Source organism: Streptomyces sp. NPDC037126 (assembly GCF_055605965.1).
In genome coordinates, this window is record NZ_JBVJTD010000001.1 from 155,183 (window position 1) to 171,030 (window position 15,848).

A 15,848-nucleotide genomic window follows, 5' to 3' on the forward strand; every position below is an offset into this window, starting at 1 on the left:
TACGTGAGAAGCCTCGCGCAACCGCGTACCTGCGGGTAGCGTGCGCACACCCCCCGCTCCCTGCGGTCCGCACGGGCCCTGAACCACGCAAGGAGAGACGGGATGACAGACGCGTTCTCGTCCCCGGAATACCAACCGCGCCACCCGGCACCGCCGTACCAACCGCGCCACCCGGCACCGCCGTACCACCAGCCGTACGACCCGTCGTACGATCCGGCGTTCCCGTACCCCGCCCATCCCTGGCAGCCGGAACCCCGGGGCGGGAGGACACCGCACGCGCCGGCGCCCGACCGGCACGGCGACCTCCGTCTGCTGCGCGGCGCGTACCGTTCGCAGCGGCGGGTGGCGACCTTCACGGCCCTCGGCTACTTCACGGTCTTCCTCGTCCTGTCCGCCTTCGCGCCGTCGCTGATGGCGGGCACGGTGTCGGGCGGACTGTCCCTGGGGCTGCTGCTCGGCCTGCTCCAGATCCCCGTCGCCTGCCTGGCGATCGGGCTGTACGAGTACACGGCGCGCCGGAGGGTCGACCCGATCGCGCGCCGCATCCGCAGGCAGGCCGACGCGGAGGCCGGGCGGGGGACGTCGCGGTGACCGGATTCAGCAGTTCCGCACAGGCCATGTCGCTGGTGGCGTTCACCGCGGTCGCCACGATCACGCTGCTGCTGTGCGTGATGACGGGCCCCGACCGGGACGACCTCGACGAGTTCTACACGGGATACGGGTCCCTGTCGCCGATGCGCAACGGCCTTGCCATCGCCGGTGACTACATCTCCGCGGCGACGGTCCTGTCCACCAGCGGGGTCATCGCCATCTTCGGGTACGACGGCGTCGTCCTGGCGCTGAGCATCGCGCTCTCCCTCATGCTGCTGATGTTCCTGCTGGCCGAACCGCTGCGCAACGCGGGCCGGTTCACCATGGGCGACGTGATCGCGCGGCGCATGCCGGGACGGGCGGTGCGCATGGCCGCGTGCGCCGCCACCATCCTGGCCCTGGTGCCGATGATGCTGGTCCAGCTCGCGGGCACCGGAGACCTGCTGGCGTTCATCCTCGGCTTCTCCGGCGACTCGCTGAAGACCGGGTGCGTCATCGGGATCGGCGCGCTGATGATCAGCTACGCGGCGATCGGCGGCATGAAGGGCACGGCCCTCGTCCAGATCCTGAAGATCATGATGCTGCTCGGGTCCGGCGCGGTCGTCGCCGTACTCGTCCTGCGGCAGTTCGACTGGGACCCGGGCGCGCTGCTGGCCGCGGCGGGGCGGCACAGCGGGACGGGGTCGGCCTACCTCCACTCGGGCCTGGAGTTCGCGGGCGGGCCCAGCCCCCGGCTCGACATGATCAGCACCGAGCTGACCGTCGTCCTCGGCAGCGCGTGTCTGCCGCACGTCACCATGCGCATGTACACCGCGGGCAGCGCCCGGCAGATCCGCCGCTCGATGTCGTGGGCGGTGCCGTGCGTGGCCCTCTTCATGCTGATCATCACGATCGTGGGCTTCGGCGCGACGGCGCTGATCGGGCGGGCGACGATCGCGGGCGCCGACCCGCAGGGCACGACGGCCTATCTGCTGGGCTCCCGGGCGGCGTTGGGGGCGGACGTGTCGACGGCGGAGACGCTGCTGTTCACCACGGTGACCACGGCGCTCTTCCTCACCCTGCTCGCCTCGGTCGCCGGGATGATCCTGGCCTGCGCCAACACCCTCGCCCACGACGTGTTCGCCGCCCGCAAGCGGGAGACGGCCCCGCGCCGCGAGATGACGCTGGCCCGCGTGTCCGCCCTCGCGGTCGGTGTCCCCACCATCCTGCTGGCCACCATGGTCCAGCATCACAACCTGCAGCCGCTCGCCCTGCTGTCGGCCTCCATCGGCGCCTCCGCCCTGGCACCGGCGCTGGTCTACAGCCTCTTCTGGCGCCGCTACACCCGCACCGGCCTGCTGTGCACCCTGCTCGGCGGCGCCCTGTCCACCGTCGTCCTCATGACCGGCACCAATCTGGTCTCCGGCTCGCCCTTCTCCGCCTTCCCGAACGCCGACTTCAACTGGTTCCCGTTCACCACCCCGGGACTGGTCTCCGTCCCCCTGGGCTTCGCCCTCGGCTGGGCCGGGACGATGCTCTCCGGACGGGAGAAGGCGGAGGAACAGCGCCGGCAGTACGAGGCGGTCGAGGGCTGGATCCTCGCCGGAGCGAGCCGCCGGCAGGGCTGACCCGCCGCTCCACGACGGGCCGCGGCCGGCTCGGGGGACCGGCCACGGCACCGCCTCGGCCAGGCAGCGAAGAGGAGGAGCGCGCCTGGGCAGGGTTGCGGGTTGCCGGGCGGCCGCGTCGCATGCGCGGCCGGACGGGTGATCGTGGGCGGGCCCGGCACGCCGCGACCCGCCGGGCACGCGTGTCCCCGGGCACCCTCGCGGTGTTGTTCATGCCTGAGGGCCCGGCCCCGGAGAGCGGCCGGGCCCCGCGGCGCCTGCCGCGTCGGCCACGCGTGGCGCCCGTTCGGCCGCACCATGGCGTGAAAGACAGGGGTGTGAAGGACAAGGTGCCGAGTGCGTCGGGCAGAGGCCGCTCCGGCCGGCGAACCACGGGCGGGTGCCGGGCCGTCCACGGCGCCCGCCCGTATGCCATGAGCGAGGCACGATGACGAGCCGTTCGGCCCTGACGGCGCTGCCGGTCACCGACCGGGTGACGGTGGTCTGCCTGGCGGGGGCGCTGGATCCCGGGACCTGTGCACAGCTCGAACGGGAACTGGTCCGGCACCTGGAGCGGGCCGCCCGGCAGGGACGACGGCTCGTCCTGGACATGGCGGACGTCCGGCTGTTCAGCCCCGCGGCCTGCCGGACCCTGCGGCGCAGCACCGACCACCTCGCCCACGCCCCGGTCCTGGTGGTCGCGGCGGCGCCGGGAGTCCGCGAGGCGCTGCGGCACACGCCGCTCGCCGGCGTCCGCCTGTACGACACCCTCGGCCTGGCGCTCCTGGTACCGGCGCACCGTGGTGCTGGACGCACTCGAATACCTGCACCAGCACCGCCGGAACAGCCCTCCGGAGGGTGACGGCGGCTCATGACCACCCTTCGGGCCCATCCCCTTCACCGGACGGGAGCACCGCCCGGGCAGCCGCTCAAACCGGTTCGGGCTGCGGTTCCGGCCGCCGCAGGGGAGCCGCCCGGGGTTCCCACAGCCTGGTGGTCCGCACATAGCCGCGGATCACCGAGGCCAGGGCCAGGAGCAGGAGCGGTCCGAACACCCACGGATGCTCGGCCATCTTCAGCGGCAGACAGCGATACGACACCAGGAGCGCGACGAAGACCGTCGCGCCGTAGACGACCAGCCGGATTCCCGACCGCTCCCAGCCGCGTTCGACCGAGCGCAGCGCCGCCTCCACCGTGAGCGCGAACACCACTCCGGCGACGAGGTCCACGCCGTAGTGGTAACCGAATCCCAGCGTCGCGCAGAGCGTGGCGACCAGCCAGAACGTTCCCGCGAAACGCAGAATCCGCGGGCCCTTGCGGGAATGGATGAAGATCGCCGTGGCCCACGCCGTGTGCAGGCTGGGCATGCAGTTGCGGGGGGTCGTCTCGTCGAACGGTATGGGGTGCGGGGGCACGACGGGCGAGGGCGTGTTCGGCCACAGGCCGGCCACCGCCCAGTGCCCGCCGCCGTCGCCGAAGGCGAAGACCGGTCCGACCACCGGGAAGACCATGTAGACGGCCGGTCCGAGGAGGCCGATGACCAGGAAGGTGCGCACCAGGTGGTGGCGCGGGAAGCGGCGTTCGGCCGCCACGTGGCGCAGCTGGTAGAACGCGACGACGACCGCGGCCACCGCGAGCTGGATGTAGACGTAGTCGAGGACATGGGCGCCGATCGGGCCGGTGGCCCTGACGACCCGGCCCGCCAGCCACGACGGGTTGCCGAGCGCGTGGTCGGCTGTCGCCACGTACTGGTCGAGCACCGTGGGGTGGGTCCTGGACGTGATGAGCAGCCAGGTGTCACCGGTCTTGCGGCCGGTCACCAGCAGCAGGCCCAGTCCGACGCCCTTCAGCAGCAGGACGCGTTCGCCGCCGGTGCGGCGCGTGACGGCGACGACCGCGCACCCCAGGATCACCCACAGCGCGCCGTTGCCGAAGGGGTGGCCGTCGGTCACCCTGATGCCGGCCGCCCACCGCACGAGCGCGAAAACGATGTCAATGCCGATCGCGGCGCCGGCCGCGATGAATCGTTCCCGCCAGGTGAGCACCACCATCGTCAGCGCCATGCTGGCGTACAGCAGGAAACCGGACTTGGGAGGGAACACGACCTCCCGCACCTGGTTGGTGATCGGCCCGGGCAGGCCGTAGTGGCGCGCGATGATCTCCAGTGCGACGAGGAATCCGAGAACGCCCACGCCCGCCGTGACCCACAGCATCGCTAGTGGCTGGTCCCACGCGACGGACTTGACTCTGCGGCTTATTCGGGAAAGCGCACGCGATGCTACAGGTATCAATTGTTTGGCCGATTTGTTAGTTGTGTCCGGAACGGGTCGCTTTTCATGCCGAAGGCGCGGATTGGATCATGCTATCCGAGCGGTTCGGGGCGATTTCGCCCGGCAACGGGGGACCCGCGCCGAGGGCGTCGGTGTCCGGCACGGCGTGCGGGCGTGGCGGGGGCGTCGGACTGCATGCCGGGATCTTTTCAATCCCGTTCAGCTCTTGGCCACCCCATTGTTGAGGAAAGTCGTGCACCCCTAGCCGGTGGGGAGGGCGAGACCGGCGTAGACCTGGTTCAGGACGGTGGGCAGCAGCGCGTCGGCCGTGGTCCGGCCCTCCGGCGTCAGGGTCAGGTTCGTCCAGATCACGAGCGTGACGTCGTGCTCCGGGTCGTAGCCCATGAAGGAGTTGTAACCGGGCAGTTCACCGCCGTGGTAGTACATCGCGGCGCCGGGGCCGAAGCGCTGGTGGGTGATGCCGTACCCGTACGACTGCCCGCCGGGCACCCCCTCGGCCCGGAGGCTGTGCAGCCACTGCCTCTGGAGCGCCGGGCCGAGGACCCGGCCCGACACCAGGGCCCGGATCCAGGTGGCGAGGTCGTCGGCGGTGGAGACGGCACCTCCGGCGGCGGTGGCGTAGGAGGGGTTCATGTACGTGTCGTCCCTCGGCAGCAGCTTCCCGGACCGGGCCGCCGCCCGAAGGGCCGCGGGATAGGGCCGGTCGGTCAGCGCGTAGGCCGTCGAGCCGTACATGTAGCCGTGGGCCGAGGGTGCGGGCAGGGACGCGTCGCCGGCGGCCGGCAGCGAGGTCCCGGTCAGGCCGAACGGGGCGAACAGCCGGCTCCGGAGCTGCCGGGCCAGCGGGCGGCCGCCCGCCTTCTCGGCGACGAGACCGAGCAGGACGTAGTTGGTGTTGCTGTACTCGTAGGACGTGTCGGGCGCGAAGTTCGGCGGGTGACGGAAGGCGATGGCCAGCATCTCCGTCGGTGTCACGGCCCGGCGCGGGTCGGCGTCCAGGCGGGCCGAGAGCTCAGGCGACTTGGAGTAGTCGTAGAGACCGCTGCGCATGTCCAGCAGCTCGGCGAGGGTGATGTGCCCGCCGTTCGGCACTCCGGGCACGTAGGCCGACACCGGGTCGCTCAGCCGTAGCCTGCCGTCCTGCGCCAGCAGCAGGATCAGTGCGGCGGTCATGGTCTTGGTGTTGGAGGCGATCCGGAAGTGGTCGCCCGTGGTGGGGGTCCGCGCCGTGCCCAGCCGGGCCGTGCCGGTGGTCGCGCGGAAGGTTCCCTGCGGAGTGCGCACCAGGACGACCGCGCCGGGAACCATGAGCCTCTTCGCCGCACTCGCCACGGCGGACCGGAGCGCGGCCGGATCGATGTGCCTCAGCGCCGGCGCAGCGGGGGCCGAGGTGCTCGTGGCCGCGGGGGGTACGGCCGACCGGTCGGGCGGGGTGGAGGTGCTCGTGGCCGCGACGGGGGTGGCCGACGGGTCGGCAAGGGCCGCGTGCCCCGTCCCCGAGGGCGCTCCACAGCCCGCGACCAGCAGGGCCACACACGATGCCGGCAGCGCCAGGCGTCGGCTCCTGCGCGACGGCCCGTGCACCCCTCCCGTCCGGCGCGCGCGCCTCGGGGCCTCTTGGTCGGTTCGGGAATCGCTCATGTCCCACGGCCCCCATGGTCGGCGGTCCACGGCCAGCTTCTCGCAAGGGGGATCTTATTGCTTTTCGGCGTATATGCAGATTTGCGGATGGCTCAGTGGGTGCCCGCGAGTTCCAGGAGCACGTGCAGATCGTGGGCGGCCGCGAAGGCGCACAGCGCGCTGGAGCCGACCACCGCGAGCGCCACGGCCAGGGGGAGCGCGGCGTGGCCGAGCGGCAGCGGGCGGACGGGTGCCGTGAGGAGGGCGGCGACCCGGCGGGGAACGGGGCCGGCGGTGGCCAGGGGGTCGCGGCGCCTGCCGAGCAGGCCGAGCACGGCGGCCGTGAGACGGCGCCGGGAGGGGTGCCTGGACGTCGCCAGAGCGGCCTTGCCGACCGCGCGGGCCACCTGCCGCCGGTCGCCGCAGGCGATCACGGCGCCCTCGTCCGCCCAGCGCTCCACGGTGTACGTGACGGCCGCCGCCACCGGTCTGAGCAACGGATTGAGGGCGACGGCCAGATGGGTGACGGCGACGAAGGCGTAGTGGTGGCAGCGCAGATGGGCGGTCTCGTGCGCGAGCATCGCCGCGCGGTCGGCGTCGTCGAGCGCCTCCAGCATGCCGGTGGAGACGACGACCCGGCCGGGGAGGCCCGGGAGCGCGTAGGCGTCGGGGGCGTCCTCGGTGACGACGACCTGCTGGTCGGGCCCCGGGAGGCAGGCCGCTTCGAGTGCCGCGGCGGCGAGCGCGCGGATCCGCCGCCAGAGCATGCGCAGCCCCGCCGCTGCCGCCGCGGTCAGCACCACACCCGCGGCGACCGCCTCGGTCACGGACACGGAGTCGCCCGACCGCACGGTGGACGGCGACCAGTTCCCGAGCCGGGCCGCCGGTGACCAGGCCACCAGCCCGGCGGCCACCAGCACGCCTAGCGCGGCCAGGCTGAGCGCGGCCAGGGCCAGGGCGACCGTCGTGAGCAGCCAGGTCGCCAGGCGGGGTTCGAGCCGGTCGGCCAGCGGCCGGGCCGTCAGCGCCGCGGGCAGGGGGAACAGCAGCGGCACGTAGGCCAGGAGGTGCATCAGCACGGCGGCCGGCCCCCTCCCCGGTGCGACGCCCGGCGGCACCCGCGCCGGGGGTTGCGCACCCCGGCCGCCGGCTGGGGACGGGGGCGGTCGCCGGGAAGCCGCCGTGAGTTCACCGATTGGCCACCTTCCCCGCCATCGTCTACAGTCACGTAGACGTTCTACATCACGTAGAAGATCACCGCCAAGCCTGCCGTCCGTGCCGGCGGCCGCGCGCCCGGCGGGGGCCACCGGACGTGGTACGGGCCCGCAGGCCTGAGCACCTGGGAGATTCCACCCGATGATGCACCTCGCATTCGACGGATCCGGCGTCGACGGTTCGCTGTTCACCGCCGTCACAGGCTTCGCCCGTCATACGAAGTGGCTCAACACACCGCTCGCCCTGTGGACCAACGCGGGCCTCGGAGTCTTCGCCGTCCTGATGCTCCGGGGCTGGTGGACCGCCCGTCGCCGGGACACCGCCGCCATGACCCGGGCCCTTGCCGCGCCCGTCGCCGTCGTGTTCGCCTTCGCCGTCGCCGAGGTCGCCAAGAAGCTGGTCGCGGAGGTGCGGCCCTGCTACTCGATGCCCCACGACTACTTCGTCGACGCCTGCCCGGCACGCTCCGACTACGCCTTCCCCAGCGGCCACAGCACCACCGCGTTCGCCACCGTCGCCGCGCTGTGGCTGCTCGACCGCCGGCTGTCCGCCCTCGCGGCCGTCTTCGCCCTGTTCGAGGGCTTCACCCGCGTCTACCTCGGCGACCACTACCCCCACGACGTGCTGGGCGCGGCCGTCATCGCCCTGCCCGTGGCCTATGTCGTGAGCCGCGTCCTCGGGCGCGTCGCCGTTCCCCTCGTCGCCCGCCTGAGCACCGGGGTGCTGAGCCCGGTGCTCACCGCCGCCCCCGTCGGAGCCCGCGCGGCCCGATGACTTCGCGGGCGCGCCGCGGCCCCGCGCACCGGCGCCGCGGCGCCGGTGACTTCCCCGCTCGCCCCGCGCTGTTGCGCGGGGCCGTGGCCCCGCGTTGGAATCAAGTGTGAGGCTCTTCGGCAGTGCCGTGTCGGCCGGCCGCCCCGCGCCAGGCACAGGGGCCGGTCGCAAAGGGCTCAAGTCCAACGCCCTGGGCATGTTCTCGTCGGTCGCGATGGGCCTGGCCTCCACCGGCCCGGCGTACAGCCTCGCGGCCACGCTCGGCATCATCGTGGCCGGGGTCGGGCTGCAGGCGCCGATCGTCACCATGCTGGCGTTCATCCCGATGCTGCTGGTCGCGTACGCCTTCCGGGAGCTCAACGCGAGCAACGCCGACTGCGGGACCACCTTCACCTGGGCCACCCGCGCCTTCGGGCCGCGCACCGGCTGGATGGGCGGCTGGGGACTCATCGTCGCCAACATCATCGTGATGGCGAACCTCGCCGGCGTCGCCGCCTCCTACGGCTTCCGGCTGGTGGGCCGGGACGACCTGGCCGAGAACCGGCTGTGGATCACCGTGGCCGGTGTCGTCTGGATCGTCCTGCTGACCGCGATCTGCTACGTCGGCATCGAGTTCTCGGCGGCCGTCCAGCGCTGGCTGCTGTGCCTCGAAGTCGTGATGCTGATCGTGTTCGCCGTCTCCGCGCTGGTCCGCGTCTACACCGACCCTCCCGCGACGGCGATCCACGTCTCCGCCTCCTGGTTCAACCCCTTCGAGGTCTCCTCGGTGAAGGCCCTGACCTCGGGCGTCCTCGCCGGGGTCTTCATCTACTGGGGCTGGGACACCGCGTTCTCGGTCAACGAGGAGACCGTCGACAGCACCCGCATCCCGGGCCGCGCCGCGGTCCTGTCCACCGTGCTGCTCCTGGCCATGTACGGGCTGGTGTCCACCTCGGCGCAGGCGTTCGCGGGAGTCGGCACGGCGGGTGTCGGGCTCGGCAACGCGCACAACTCGGACGACGTGCTCTCCGGGCTCGGCGAGGCGGTCTTCGGGAGCCGCAGCACGGGGCTGGTCCTGTCGAGCCTGCTGATCCTGATGGTGCTGACCTCCGCCCTGGCCTCCGCCCAGACCACCATCCTGCCGCTGGCCAGGACCGTGTTCTCCATGGCGGTCCACAAGGCCGTCCCGTTCCGGTTCGCCCGGGTCCACCGGAGGTTCCTCACCCCGACCTGGGGAACCGTCGGCATGGGCGCGACCTCGATCGCCGTGCTGCTCCTGCTGTCGGCGTTCAGCCAGAACCTCCTGGCCGACTCGATCGACTCGGTCGGGCTCGCGATCGCGTTCCAGTACGGGGTCACCGGCTTCGCCTGCGTCTGGTACCACCGCAAGATCCTCACCCGCAGCGGCAAGGACCTGGTCTTCAAGGGCGTGCTGCCCGGGCTCGGCGGGCTGATCATGCTCCTGCTGTTCCTCTACGCCGCCTTCGTCGTCTACGCCAGCCCCAGCTACGGCACGACCACCGTCCATCTGCCGCTGATCGGGAAGGTGGGCGGGGTCAGCGTGCTGGGCCTGGGCGCGCTGCTGGTCGGTCTGCTGCTGATGCCGGTGGTCACCCGTGGCCACACGGTGGCCCTCAAGCTCCAGCGGAGCCTGCTCCCCGGCCGGCTGCCGCACCATGCCGCCGTCGACGCGGCGAGCGTCTACCAGCCCGCCGACAGCGGCTCCGGGGTGGGCGGCGACTGGTACGACGTCATCCCCCTGTCGGGCACCCGGGTCGGCCTGGTCGTCGGGGACGTGCTCGGCCACGGCCTGCGCGCCGCGGCCACCATGGGGCAGCTGCGCACGGGGGTGCGCGTGCTGGCCCGGCTGGACCTGAGCCCGGACGAGCTGCTGTCCCGCCTCGACGACCTGGTCGACCAGGCCGCGTACGAGCGAGGGTGGGGCCGCGGCCCCCACCACCGCAGGCTTCCGGCCGACGAGGCCCTCGGCGTGACCTGCCTGTACGGGGTGTACGACCCCATCTCGGGCAAGTGCAGCCTGGCGCGGGCGGGGGAGCCGGTGATGGCGGTCGTCGGGCCGCAGGGGGACGTGGAGTACCCGGAGCTGCCGCCCGGACCGCCGCTGGGCATCGGCGGCCTGCCGTACCAGAGCGTGGAGCTGGAGTTCGCGCCGGGCAACGTCGTCGCCCTCTTCACCGGCGGCCTGCTCCAGGCGGCCGACAGCCGCGAGGAGGGGCTGGCGCAGCTGTCCGGGGTCCTCCGCGACTACAGGAGATCCCTGGACGAGCTGTGCGACCGGGCGGTGAGCACCATGCTGCCGGGACCGGTGGACGTGGACGCGACGCTGCTCGTGGTCCGCCCCCGCCTGCTCGACCGCAACCAGTTCGCCCAGTGGGGCCTGGCCCCGGACCCGGCGGCGGTGGCCACCATCCGCACCGCGGTGACCAAGCAGCTCAACGACTGGGGGCTGGACGAGCTGTCGTTCACCACCGAGCTCATCGTCAGCGAACTGGTCACCAACGCCATCCGCTACGTCGGCGGCCCGATCGAGGTGCGCCTGATCCGCGACCGGACCCTGATCTGCGAGGTCTCCGACACCGGCCACACCACGCCCAACCTGCGGCACGCGGCGAGCGACGACGAGGGAGGCCGGGGCCTGTTCATCATCGCCCAGATGACCGAGCACTGGGGCACGCGCTACACCCGCACCGGCAAGACCATCTGGACCGACCAGACGCTGCCGTCGGACGACGGCCTGCGGTGAGCCGCCCGGCGACCGCGTGGACGACGGCGTGGACGGCGAGGGGGCGGACGTCGAAGGCCCCGGCCGCGGGGCGGCCGGGGCTTCGTGCCGTGGTGGGGTCAGCCGAGGACGGCGCGCTTCTGGGCGGCGAACTCCTCGTCGCTCAGCACGCCCTGGCTGCGCAGCTCGTTCAGCTCCTTGAGCTGGTTGATCTTGGCGGTCATGTCGTCCTCGGTGGACGGCGCAGGCGGAGGCGGCGCGGCCGGGGCAGCCGGCGGGGGCGCCGCGGGCGGGGGATAGGCCTCCTGCTCGGCCTGGGCGGCCCAGCGGCCCGCCTGCCGGCGTGACACTCGGTTGGACACCGCCGTGGCGGTTCCTGCGACGACCGCGGTGCGTGCGACACCGCGAAGCAGTCCGGGCATGGTCTCACCTCCGGGGTGATGCCGACGCGGGTTCGGGGGCCCGGGACTCGGCCTCCTCCAGTGACGCGATCAGCGCCTGGACCGGGATGCGTCCGGCCGCGACGAGCTGGGCGCCACCCCGACGGAGCGCCACCGCCAGGGGTGCCGCCCACAGGTTCTCGTACACGACGATCGCGGCCGAGTTGCCGGGCTCCAGCGCCGTACCGGCCTCGTCGAGGTCGGACTGGTCCAGCAGCCCGGAGGCGGCACCGGCGAAGACGGTCAGGTCCATGTCTCCCTCCAGGTCGCCCAGGTCGAGCGCGATGACGGTGCCGTCGCTGTCCTTGCGCACGAACATGAGGTCGAGGACGCGGATGATCCCGCGGTCGACGAGGTCCACGAGCAGGGGCAGTCCCTCACCCGTCATGCGGTGGCCCGGGAACTCCACGACCAGGTAGTCGACGGGGCCCATCTCGTCGATGCCTTCGCTGTGTGCACTCATGCGGATCAACTCACTAGGGGTCTCGGGGCGGGCCGGGCTCCGCCTGTGTCGTCCCCAGCGTGTCCCCGCCGCGCACCGCGGGCCTCACCCCGCGCGGGTGAGCCGGCTCAGCGGCCGGGCGGGTCGCCGGGGGAGCGGTGGCGCGACACCTGCCGGCGGACCGTGCGCCAGCGGGACCGGGTCTGCTCCACGACCTCGTCCCACTGCCGGCGGACCTCGTCGTCCGGCGTGCGCCCGCCGTGTTCGATCCGGACCAGTTCCTCCCGTACCTCGCGCCCCACCACCGCCGACCCCACGACGACGAGCATGACCGCGAACAGCGCCGAGATCATCGCGAACACCGCGCCCACCACCCCGTAGCGCTTGGCCGAGGAGTTGAACAGGATCGGCATGTAGACGCTCGCGCCCACCGAGTAGAGCCCCGTCGCGACGGCCGCCGTGACGCCGAAGGGGATCAGGTCCCGCCAGCCCACGCGCCGGGCGGACAGCAGCACCGCGCTCCACACGAGGAAGACGGCGGTCAGCGGCAGCTCGCAGGCCACGGCGATCAGGTGCGTCCGGCCGTCCGCCGGGAAGGCCGCTTGGAGCAGGGTGCTGAGCGCCGCGTAGACGATCGCCGAGAGCAGCCACCACAGACCGTTGCGGGTGTTGCGCACGCTCAGCGGTCTGAGCTCCCACGTCTGCTCGAACAGGCGCTGCAGGGCCCGGGTGAAGCTGAGCGCCGAGACGGCCAGGAACAGCACCCCGAAGACACCCCCGCTCGTGCTCTCCTGGTCGGAGGAGAACAGCGAGTCGACCGCGGCGGCGCCCGCACCGGTCAGGCCGTACCGCATGATGATGTGCTCGGCGACGTCGTACGACGTGACGCTCTTCAGCACGGTCGCGCCGATGATCGCGAGGGGCACCAGCGCGGTCAGGGCGCTGGAGGCGAGGGCCATGGAGCGGTCGAAGCCCGCGACCCGCTGGAACCGGCTCATGACCCGCAGCGTGAAGGCAGGACGCAGCCAGAACGTCAGGGTCCTGAGCAGGCGCCGGCCACCGTTCTCCGCCGTCGTGCCCTCCGTGGGGATCGGATGCAAGGGGCGCCGCGAGCCTAACGGGCCGACGCCCCCGCCGCCCGGCCCGACACGGGCGGCTGCCCCGGTCGGCCGTCGCCCGCTCCTGCGGCGCTAGACCGAGGCCGTCCGCCCGTCCAGCCAGTCGAAGACACGCTGTTCGAACAGGGCGCGGCCCATGGGCTCGCAGTGCAGGTGCGCCCCCTCGTCCTCGGTGAAGCGGACCAGCTCCTTCGGGCCGGGCAGCAGGTCGTACAGCTGCCGTGAGGCGCCGGGCCAGAAGTGCTCGCCGTCCGGGTCCGTGATGAGCAGCGGCGTGCGGATCCGGTCCACGACGGGCGTGACGTCGTACCGGGAGACCTCCGTCAGCAGGTCGAACGGCGAGCCGCCGCCGTACGGCTTGGCCCGCCGGCGCCACATCGCGGCGAGCGCGGGGTCCTGGCTCAGGCCCTCCTCCAGGAAGCCGTCGAAGGCGGCGCGCTCACCGGCCTCCCACAGGTCGCGCAGCTCCTGGCCGAGGTGGGGCCACCAGCTGTCCGCCACGCGCACCACCCCGGGGTCGGCGACCGCGGCGGCGATCCGGTGCTCGAAGGCGAGGGCGCGCGGCACCCAGTACCCGGCCTGGCTGACGCCCGCCAGGACGATCCGCCGGGGATCGACGTCCGGACGGGAGAGGAGGAAGTCGACGACGGGGGTGACGACGTTCTCCCAGTCGTGCCGGAAGGTCACCCCCCGCTCGAAGAGCATCGACTGCTGGCCCGGGCCGTCGAAGAGCAGGACCCGGTAGCCGCGGGCCACCGCGGGCGCGCCGAGCAGCGTCCAGGCGGCGCTGACCGGGCCGTCGCTGCCGTTGTTCGCGATCAGCGTCGGCAGCGGACCGGACGCGCCGGGCGGGCCGACCAGGTAGCCCGGCAGGGACGTGCCCTCGTACGGGATCGCGACGGGCTCGGCCGGCGGGTCCCAGGCCCCCAGGAAGCGCTCGAAGCACGCGCGGTGCTCCGGGAACACCTCGGCCAGCCGTTTCTCCGGTTCGGCGACCGCGTCGACGCTCACCAGGGCCGTGCCGAGGTATCCGGCGGCGCGCAGCCAGGCGTCCCGGGCGCTCACCGTCCGCCCCTGCGCCGTGCCGCGTTCGGCCCGGTCGCGGATCCCGCGCCCCAGCTCCGCCCAGGCCGTGAACCACGCCTCCCCGTCCCCCTCCGCCACGGCGGCGGCGGTCGCCAGCACCTCGCCCACGTCGGCGCCCTGCCGCCAGGCCGAGCCCAGGGCGAGCCGGATCTCGTAGTCGAACTGGACGTTCTCGCTGAATCGGTAGGTCATGGCGGCTCCCGGACGGTCCGAACCGGCTCGCGTTCGGACCGCGGCCCCCGCGGCGCGAGCGGTCCGCTCCCACGGTAGGAGCGGTCCGCTCGGTGCGCACCGCGGGCGGCATGCGGCTCGCGCCGGGCGACCGCACGATGGGAGGGAAGGGAGCCGGCCGGACACCCGACGGGAGGGACTCCATGGTTCAGCAGACCGAGACGAAGGCCCCGGCCAGGAAGCCCGCCAGCACGGGCGGCGTGTTCCTCTCCTTCGCGCCCTGGATCATCTTCGGCGTGGTCGCCAGTCCCAGCACCTGGGAGTACGCGGCACTCGCCGCGCTGATCGCCTCGATCGTCCTGTCGGGCCAGGACATCCTGCGCGGCGGGATCCACCTACTCGACATGGTCGCCATCGTGTTCTTCGCCGTGCTGACCGTCCTGGCGCTCGCCGTGGACCGGTCGCAGCTGGTGTGGGTCGAGACGTACGCCCAGGTCATCTCCAACGGGGTCGTGGCCGCCGTCGCGCTCGGGTCGCTGCTCAAGGACCCCTTCACCGCGCAGTACGCCCGTGAGCAGACACCCCGCGAGCTGTGGGACTCGCCCGTCTTCCTGCACATCAACCGGGTGCTGACCCTGGCCTGGGGAGTGGTCTTCGTCCTCATGGCCCTCTCGACCTGGCTGGCCATCCTCGTCCCGTCCATGGACGACTGGTTCAACTGGGTTATCCCGGTGGTCCTGCTGGTCGCGGTGATCAAGTTCACGGCGCGCTACCCGGACTCCTACAAGGCCCGCCTGTCATAGTCCTCGGTCCCGGCGGCCGCCGGGACGGACCGGCGGGAACCTCAGGGCCGCGCGGCACGTACTCTTGGTAGCAGTACGACCGCTCTCACGAAGGACTAGGACACTGGGCAAGCGACAGCCCGAAGGCCCGCCGCCCGCACCCGCGGTGCAGCGCATCCGACTGCGCTACACCAAGCGCGGCCGCCTGAGGTTCACCAGCCACCGAGACTTCCAGCGCGCCTTCGAGCGTGCGCTGCGCCGTGCCGAGGTGCCCATGGCGTACTCGGCCGGGTTCACGCCGCACCCCAAGGTGTCGTACGCCAATGCCGCACCCACCGGCACGGGCAGTGAGGCGGAGTACCTGGAGATCGCGCTGACGCAGTCGCGCGACCCGGAGCCGCTGCGCGTCCTCCTCGACGAGTCGCTGCCCGCCGGGCTCGACGTCGTCGAGGCGGTCGAGGCGCGGACCTCGGGCCTCGCCGACCGGCTGACGGCCTCCGTCTGGGAGCTGCGGCTGGCCGGAGTCGACCCGGCCGACGCCGCCCGCGCGGTCGAGGCCTTCAACCGGGCCGAGACCGTCGAGGTGCGGCGCCAGACCAAGAACGGCGTCCGGACCTTCGACGCCCGCCAGGCTGTGGCGAGTCTGGAAACGCACGGTTCGCCGGCTGATAGGCCGACCGACCAGCCCTGTGCGATACTGCGGCTGGTTGTTCGGCACGTGACGCCTGCCGTACGACCCGACGACGTCCTGTCCGGTCTCCGCGCCGTGGCCGACCTGGCGCCGCCGGTCCCCGCAGCGGTGACCAGGCTGGCGCAGGGGCTGTTCGATGAAGAGACCGGCACGGTGACCGACCCGCTCGCGCCCGACCGCGAGGCAGCCGAGGCCATGACGGCCGTACCGGCTGCCGCCGCGACGGCGCCGACGCCGGAAGGTCCCGCGTAGGGACGGACGTCGTAGCGCCGCCCTCGTACTCGGGAGCCACCTGGGTCGGGCAGCGCACCGACCAGAA

At 72.7% G+C, this 15,848-nt stretch carries 14 protein-coding genes; 7 read left to right on the top strand and 7 right to left on the bottom strand.

Annotation, left to right across the window (positions count from 1 at the left end):
• The first annotated feature begins 102 nt into the window (after window positions 1-102).
• The 3 genes from ACZ7FF_RS00690 (at window position 103) to ACZ7FF_RS00700 (ending at window position 3,039) form a co-directional block, all read left to right on the top strand.
• Complete coding sequence (locus ACZ7FF_RS00690; RefSeq protein ID WP_470808294.1) at window positions 103-591, top strand: DUF485 domain-containing protein; 489 nt, start codon at window positions 103-105, stop codon at window positions 589-591.
• A gap of 26 nt (window positions 592-617) precedes the next feature.
• Complete coding sequence (locus ACZ7FF_RS00695) at window positions 618-2,198, top strand: sodium/solute symporter (protein ID WP_470809545.1); 1,581 nt, start codon at window positions 618-620, stop codon at window positions 2,196-2,198.
• A gap of 427 nt (window positions 2,199-2,625) precedes the next feature.
• Window positions 2,626-3,039: an STAS domain-containing protein gene (locus ACZ7FF_RS00700; RefSeq protein ID WP_470808296.1), complete on the top strand. Its 414-nt coding sequence runs from the start codon at window positions 2,626-2,628 to the stop codon at window positions 3,037-3,039.
• A gap of 67 nt (window positions 3,040-3,106) precedes the next feature.
• Here the strand turns inward: ACZ7FF_RS00700 and ACZ7FF_RS00705 are convergent, their stop codons facing one another.
• From ACZ7FF_RS00705 to ACZ7FF_RS00715, 3 genes are all read right to left on the bottom strand, one after another.
• A complete protein-coding gene (locus tag ACZ7FF_RS00705; protein WP_470808297.1) occupies window positions 3,107-4,390 on the bottom strand; it encodes a phosphatase PAP2 family protein in 1,284 nt (427 codons plus the stop codon).
• 318 nt (window positions 4,391-4,708) lie between these two features.
• Window positions 4,709-6,052 carry a serine hydrolase domain-containing protein gene (locus tag ACZ7FF_RS00710; protein ID WP_470809547.1) on the bottom strand — a complete coding sequence of 448 codons (1,344 nt, stop codon included), beginning with the start codon at window positions 6,050-6,052 and terminating at the stop codon, window positions 4,709-4,711.
• A gap of 149 nt (window positions 6,053-6,201) precedes the next feature.
• Entirely contained in the window at window positions 6,202-7,161 is a 960-nt protein-coding gene (locus tag ACZ7FF_RS00715; RefSeq protein WP_470809549.1) for a M56 family metallopeptidase, read from the bottom strand.
• Window positions 7,162-7,444: 283 nt separating this feature from the next.
• Between ACZ7FF_RS00715 and ACZ7FF_RS00720 the strand changes: the two genes are divergently transcribed.
• Both ACZ7FF_RS00720 and ACZ7FF_RS00725 read left to right on the top strand, forming a co-directional pair.
• Window positions 7,445-8,077, top strand: a complete 633-nt coding sequence (locus ACZ7FF_RS00720) for a phosphatase PAP2 family protein (protein ID WP_470808299.1) — start codon at window positions 7,445-7,447, stop codon at window positions 8,075-8,077.
• 196 nt (window positions 8,078-8,273) lie between these two features.
• Window positions 8,274-10,820, top strand: coding sequence for an amino acid permease (locus ACZ7FF_RS00725; protein WP_470808301.1), 2,547 nt, complete (start codon window positions 8,274-8,276; stop codon window positions 10,818-10,820).
• 98 nt (window positions 10,821-10,918) lie between these two features.
• On the opposite strand, the gene ACZ7FF_RS00730 is transcribed toward ACZ7FF_RS00725, so the two are convergent.
• The 4 genes from ACZ7FF_RS00730 to ACZ7FF_RS00745 all read right to left on the bottom strand — a co-directional run bounded on the left by ACZ7FF_RS00730 (window position 10,919) and on the right by ACZ7FF_RS00745 (window position 14,077).
• The gene (locus tag ACZ7FF_RS00730; protein WP_470808303.1) at window positions 10,919-11,221 is read right to left on the bottom strand and encodes an SHOCT domain-containing protein; all 303 of its coding nucleotides are present in this window, start codon (window positions 11,219-11,221) and stop codon (window positions 10,919-10,921) included.
• 4 nt (window positions 11,222-11,225) lie between these two features.
• Window positions 11,226-11,702: a DUF6325 family protein gene (locus ACZ7FF_RS00735; RefSeq protein WP_470808304.1), complete on the bottom strand. Its 477-nt coding sequence runs from the start codon at window positions 11,700-11,702 to the stop codon at window positions 11,226-11,228.
• A gap of 107 nt (window positions 11,703-11,809) precedes the next feature.
• Window positions 11,810-12,679 (bottom strand): YhjD/YihY/BrkB family envelope integrity protein, encoded by an 870-nt coding sequence (locus ACZ7FF_RS00740; RefSeq protein WP_470808306.1) that lies wholly within the window; start codon window positions 12,677-12,679, stop codon window positions 11,810-11,812.
• 192 nt (window positions 12,680-12,871) lie between these two features.
• On the bottom strand, window positions 12,872-14,077 hold the full coding sequence (locus tag ACZ7FF_RS00745) for an alpha/beta hydrolase family protein (RefSeq protein ID WP_470808308.1): 1,206 nt from the start codon (window positions 14,075-14,077) through the stop codon (window positions 12,872-12,874).
• 182 nt (window positions 14,078-14,259) lie between these two features.
• Here ACZ7FF_RS00745 and ACZ7FF_RS00750 point away from each other — a divergent pair, with 182 nt between their 5' ends.
• Both ACZ7FF_RS00750 and ACZ7FF_RS00755 read left to right on the top strand, forming a co-directional pair.
• On the top strand, window positions 14,260-14,859 hold the full coding sequence (locus ACZ7FF_RS00750; RefSeq protein ID WP_470808310.1) for a hypothetical protein: 600 nt from the start codon (window positions 14,260-14,262) through the stop codon (window positions 14,857-14,859).
• 145 nt (window positions 14,860-15,004) lie between these two features.
• Window positions 15,005-15,781 carry a TIGR03936 family radical SAM-associated protein gene (locus tag ACZ7FF_RS00755; protein WP_470808312.1) on the top strand — a complete coding sequence of 259 codons (777 nt, stop codon included), beginning with the start codon at window positions 15,005-15,007 and terminating at the stop codon, window positions 15,779-15,781.
• The last annotated feature ends 67 nt before the right edge of the window (window positions 15,782-15,848 follow it).

Bases quoted from the DNA above. Each gene is read 5' to 3' on its own strand.
- ACZ7FF_RS00735 (WP_470808304.1), bottom strand. From the start codon at position 11,702: ATGAGTGCACACAGCGAAGGCATCGACGAGATGGGCCCCGTCGACTAC.
- ACZ7FF_RS00715 (WP_470809549.1), bottom strand. From the start codon at position 7,161: ATGCACCTCCTGGCCTACGTGCCGCTGCTGTTCCCCCTGCCCGCGGCG.
- ACZ7FF_RS00730 (WP_470808303.1), bottom strand. From the start codon at position 11,221: ATGCCCGGACTGCTTCGCGGTGTCGCACGCACCGCGGTCGTCGCAGGA.
- ACZ7FF_RS00720 (WP_470808299.1), top strand. From the start codon at position 7,445: ATGATGCACCTCGCATTCGACGGATCCGGCGTCGACGGTTCGCTGTTC.
- ACZ7FF_RS00745 (WP_470808308.1), bottom strand. From the start codon at position 14,077: ATGACCTACCGATTCAGCGAGAACGTCCAGTTCGACTACGAGATCCGG.
- ACZ7FF_RS00705 (WP_470808297.1), bottom strand. From the start codon at position 4,390: ATGCTGTGGGTCACGGCGGGCGTGGGCGTTCTCGGATTCCTCGTCGCA.
- ACZ7FF_RS00725 (WP_470808301.1), top strand. From the start codon at position 8,274: ATGTTCTCGTCGGTCGCGATGGGCCTGGCCTCCACCGGCCCGGCGTAC.
- ACZ7FF_RS00700 (WP_470808296.1), top strand. From the start codon at position 2,626: ATGACGAGCCGTTCGGCCCTGACGGCGCTGCCGGTCACCGACCGGGTG.
- ACZ7FF_RS00740 (WP_470808306.1), bottom strand. From the start codon at position 12,679: ATGAGCCGGTTCCAGCGGGTCGCGGGCTTCGACCGCTCCATGGCCCTC.
- ACZ7FF_RS00750 (WP_470808310.1), top strand. From the start codon at position 14,260: ATGGTTCAGCAGACCGAGACGAAGGCCCCGGCCAGGAAGCCCGCCAGC.
- ACZ7FF_RS00695 (WP_470809545.1), top strand. From the start codon at position 618: ATGTCGCTGGTGGCGTTCACCGCGGTCGCCACGATCACGCTGCTGCTG.
- ACZ7FF_RS00690 (WP_470808294.1), top strand. From the start codon at position 103: ATGACAGACGCGTTCTCGTCCCCGGAATACCAACCGCGCCACCCGGCA.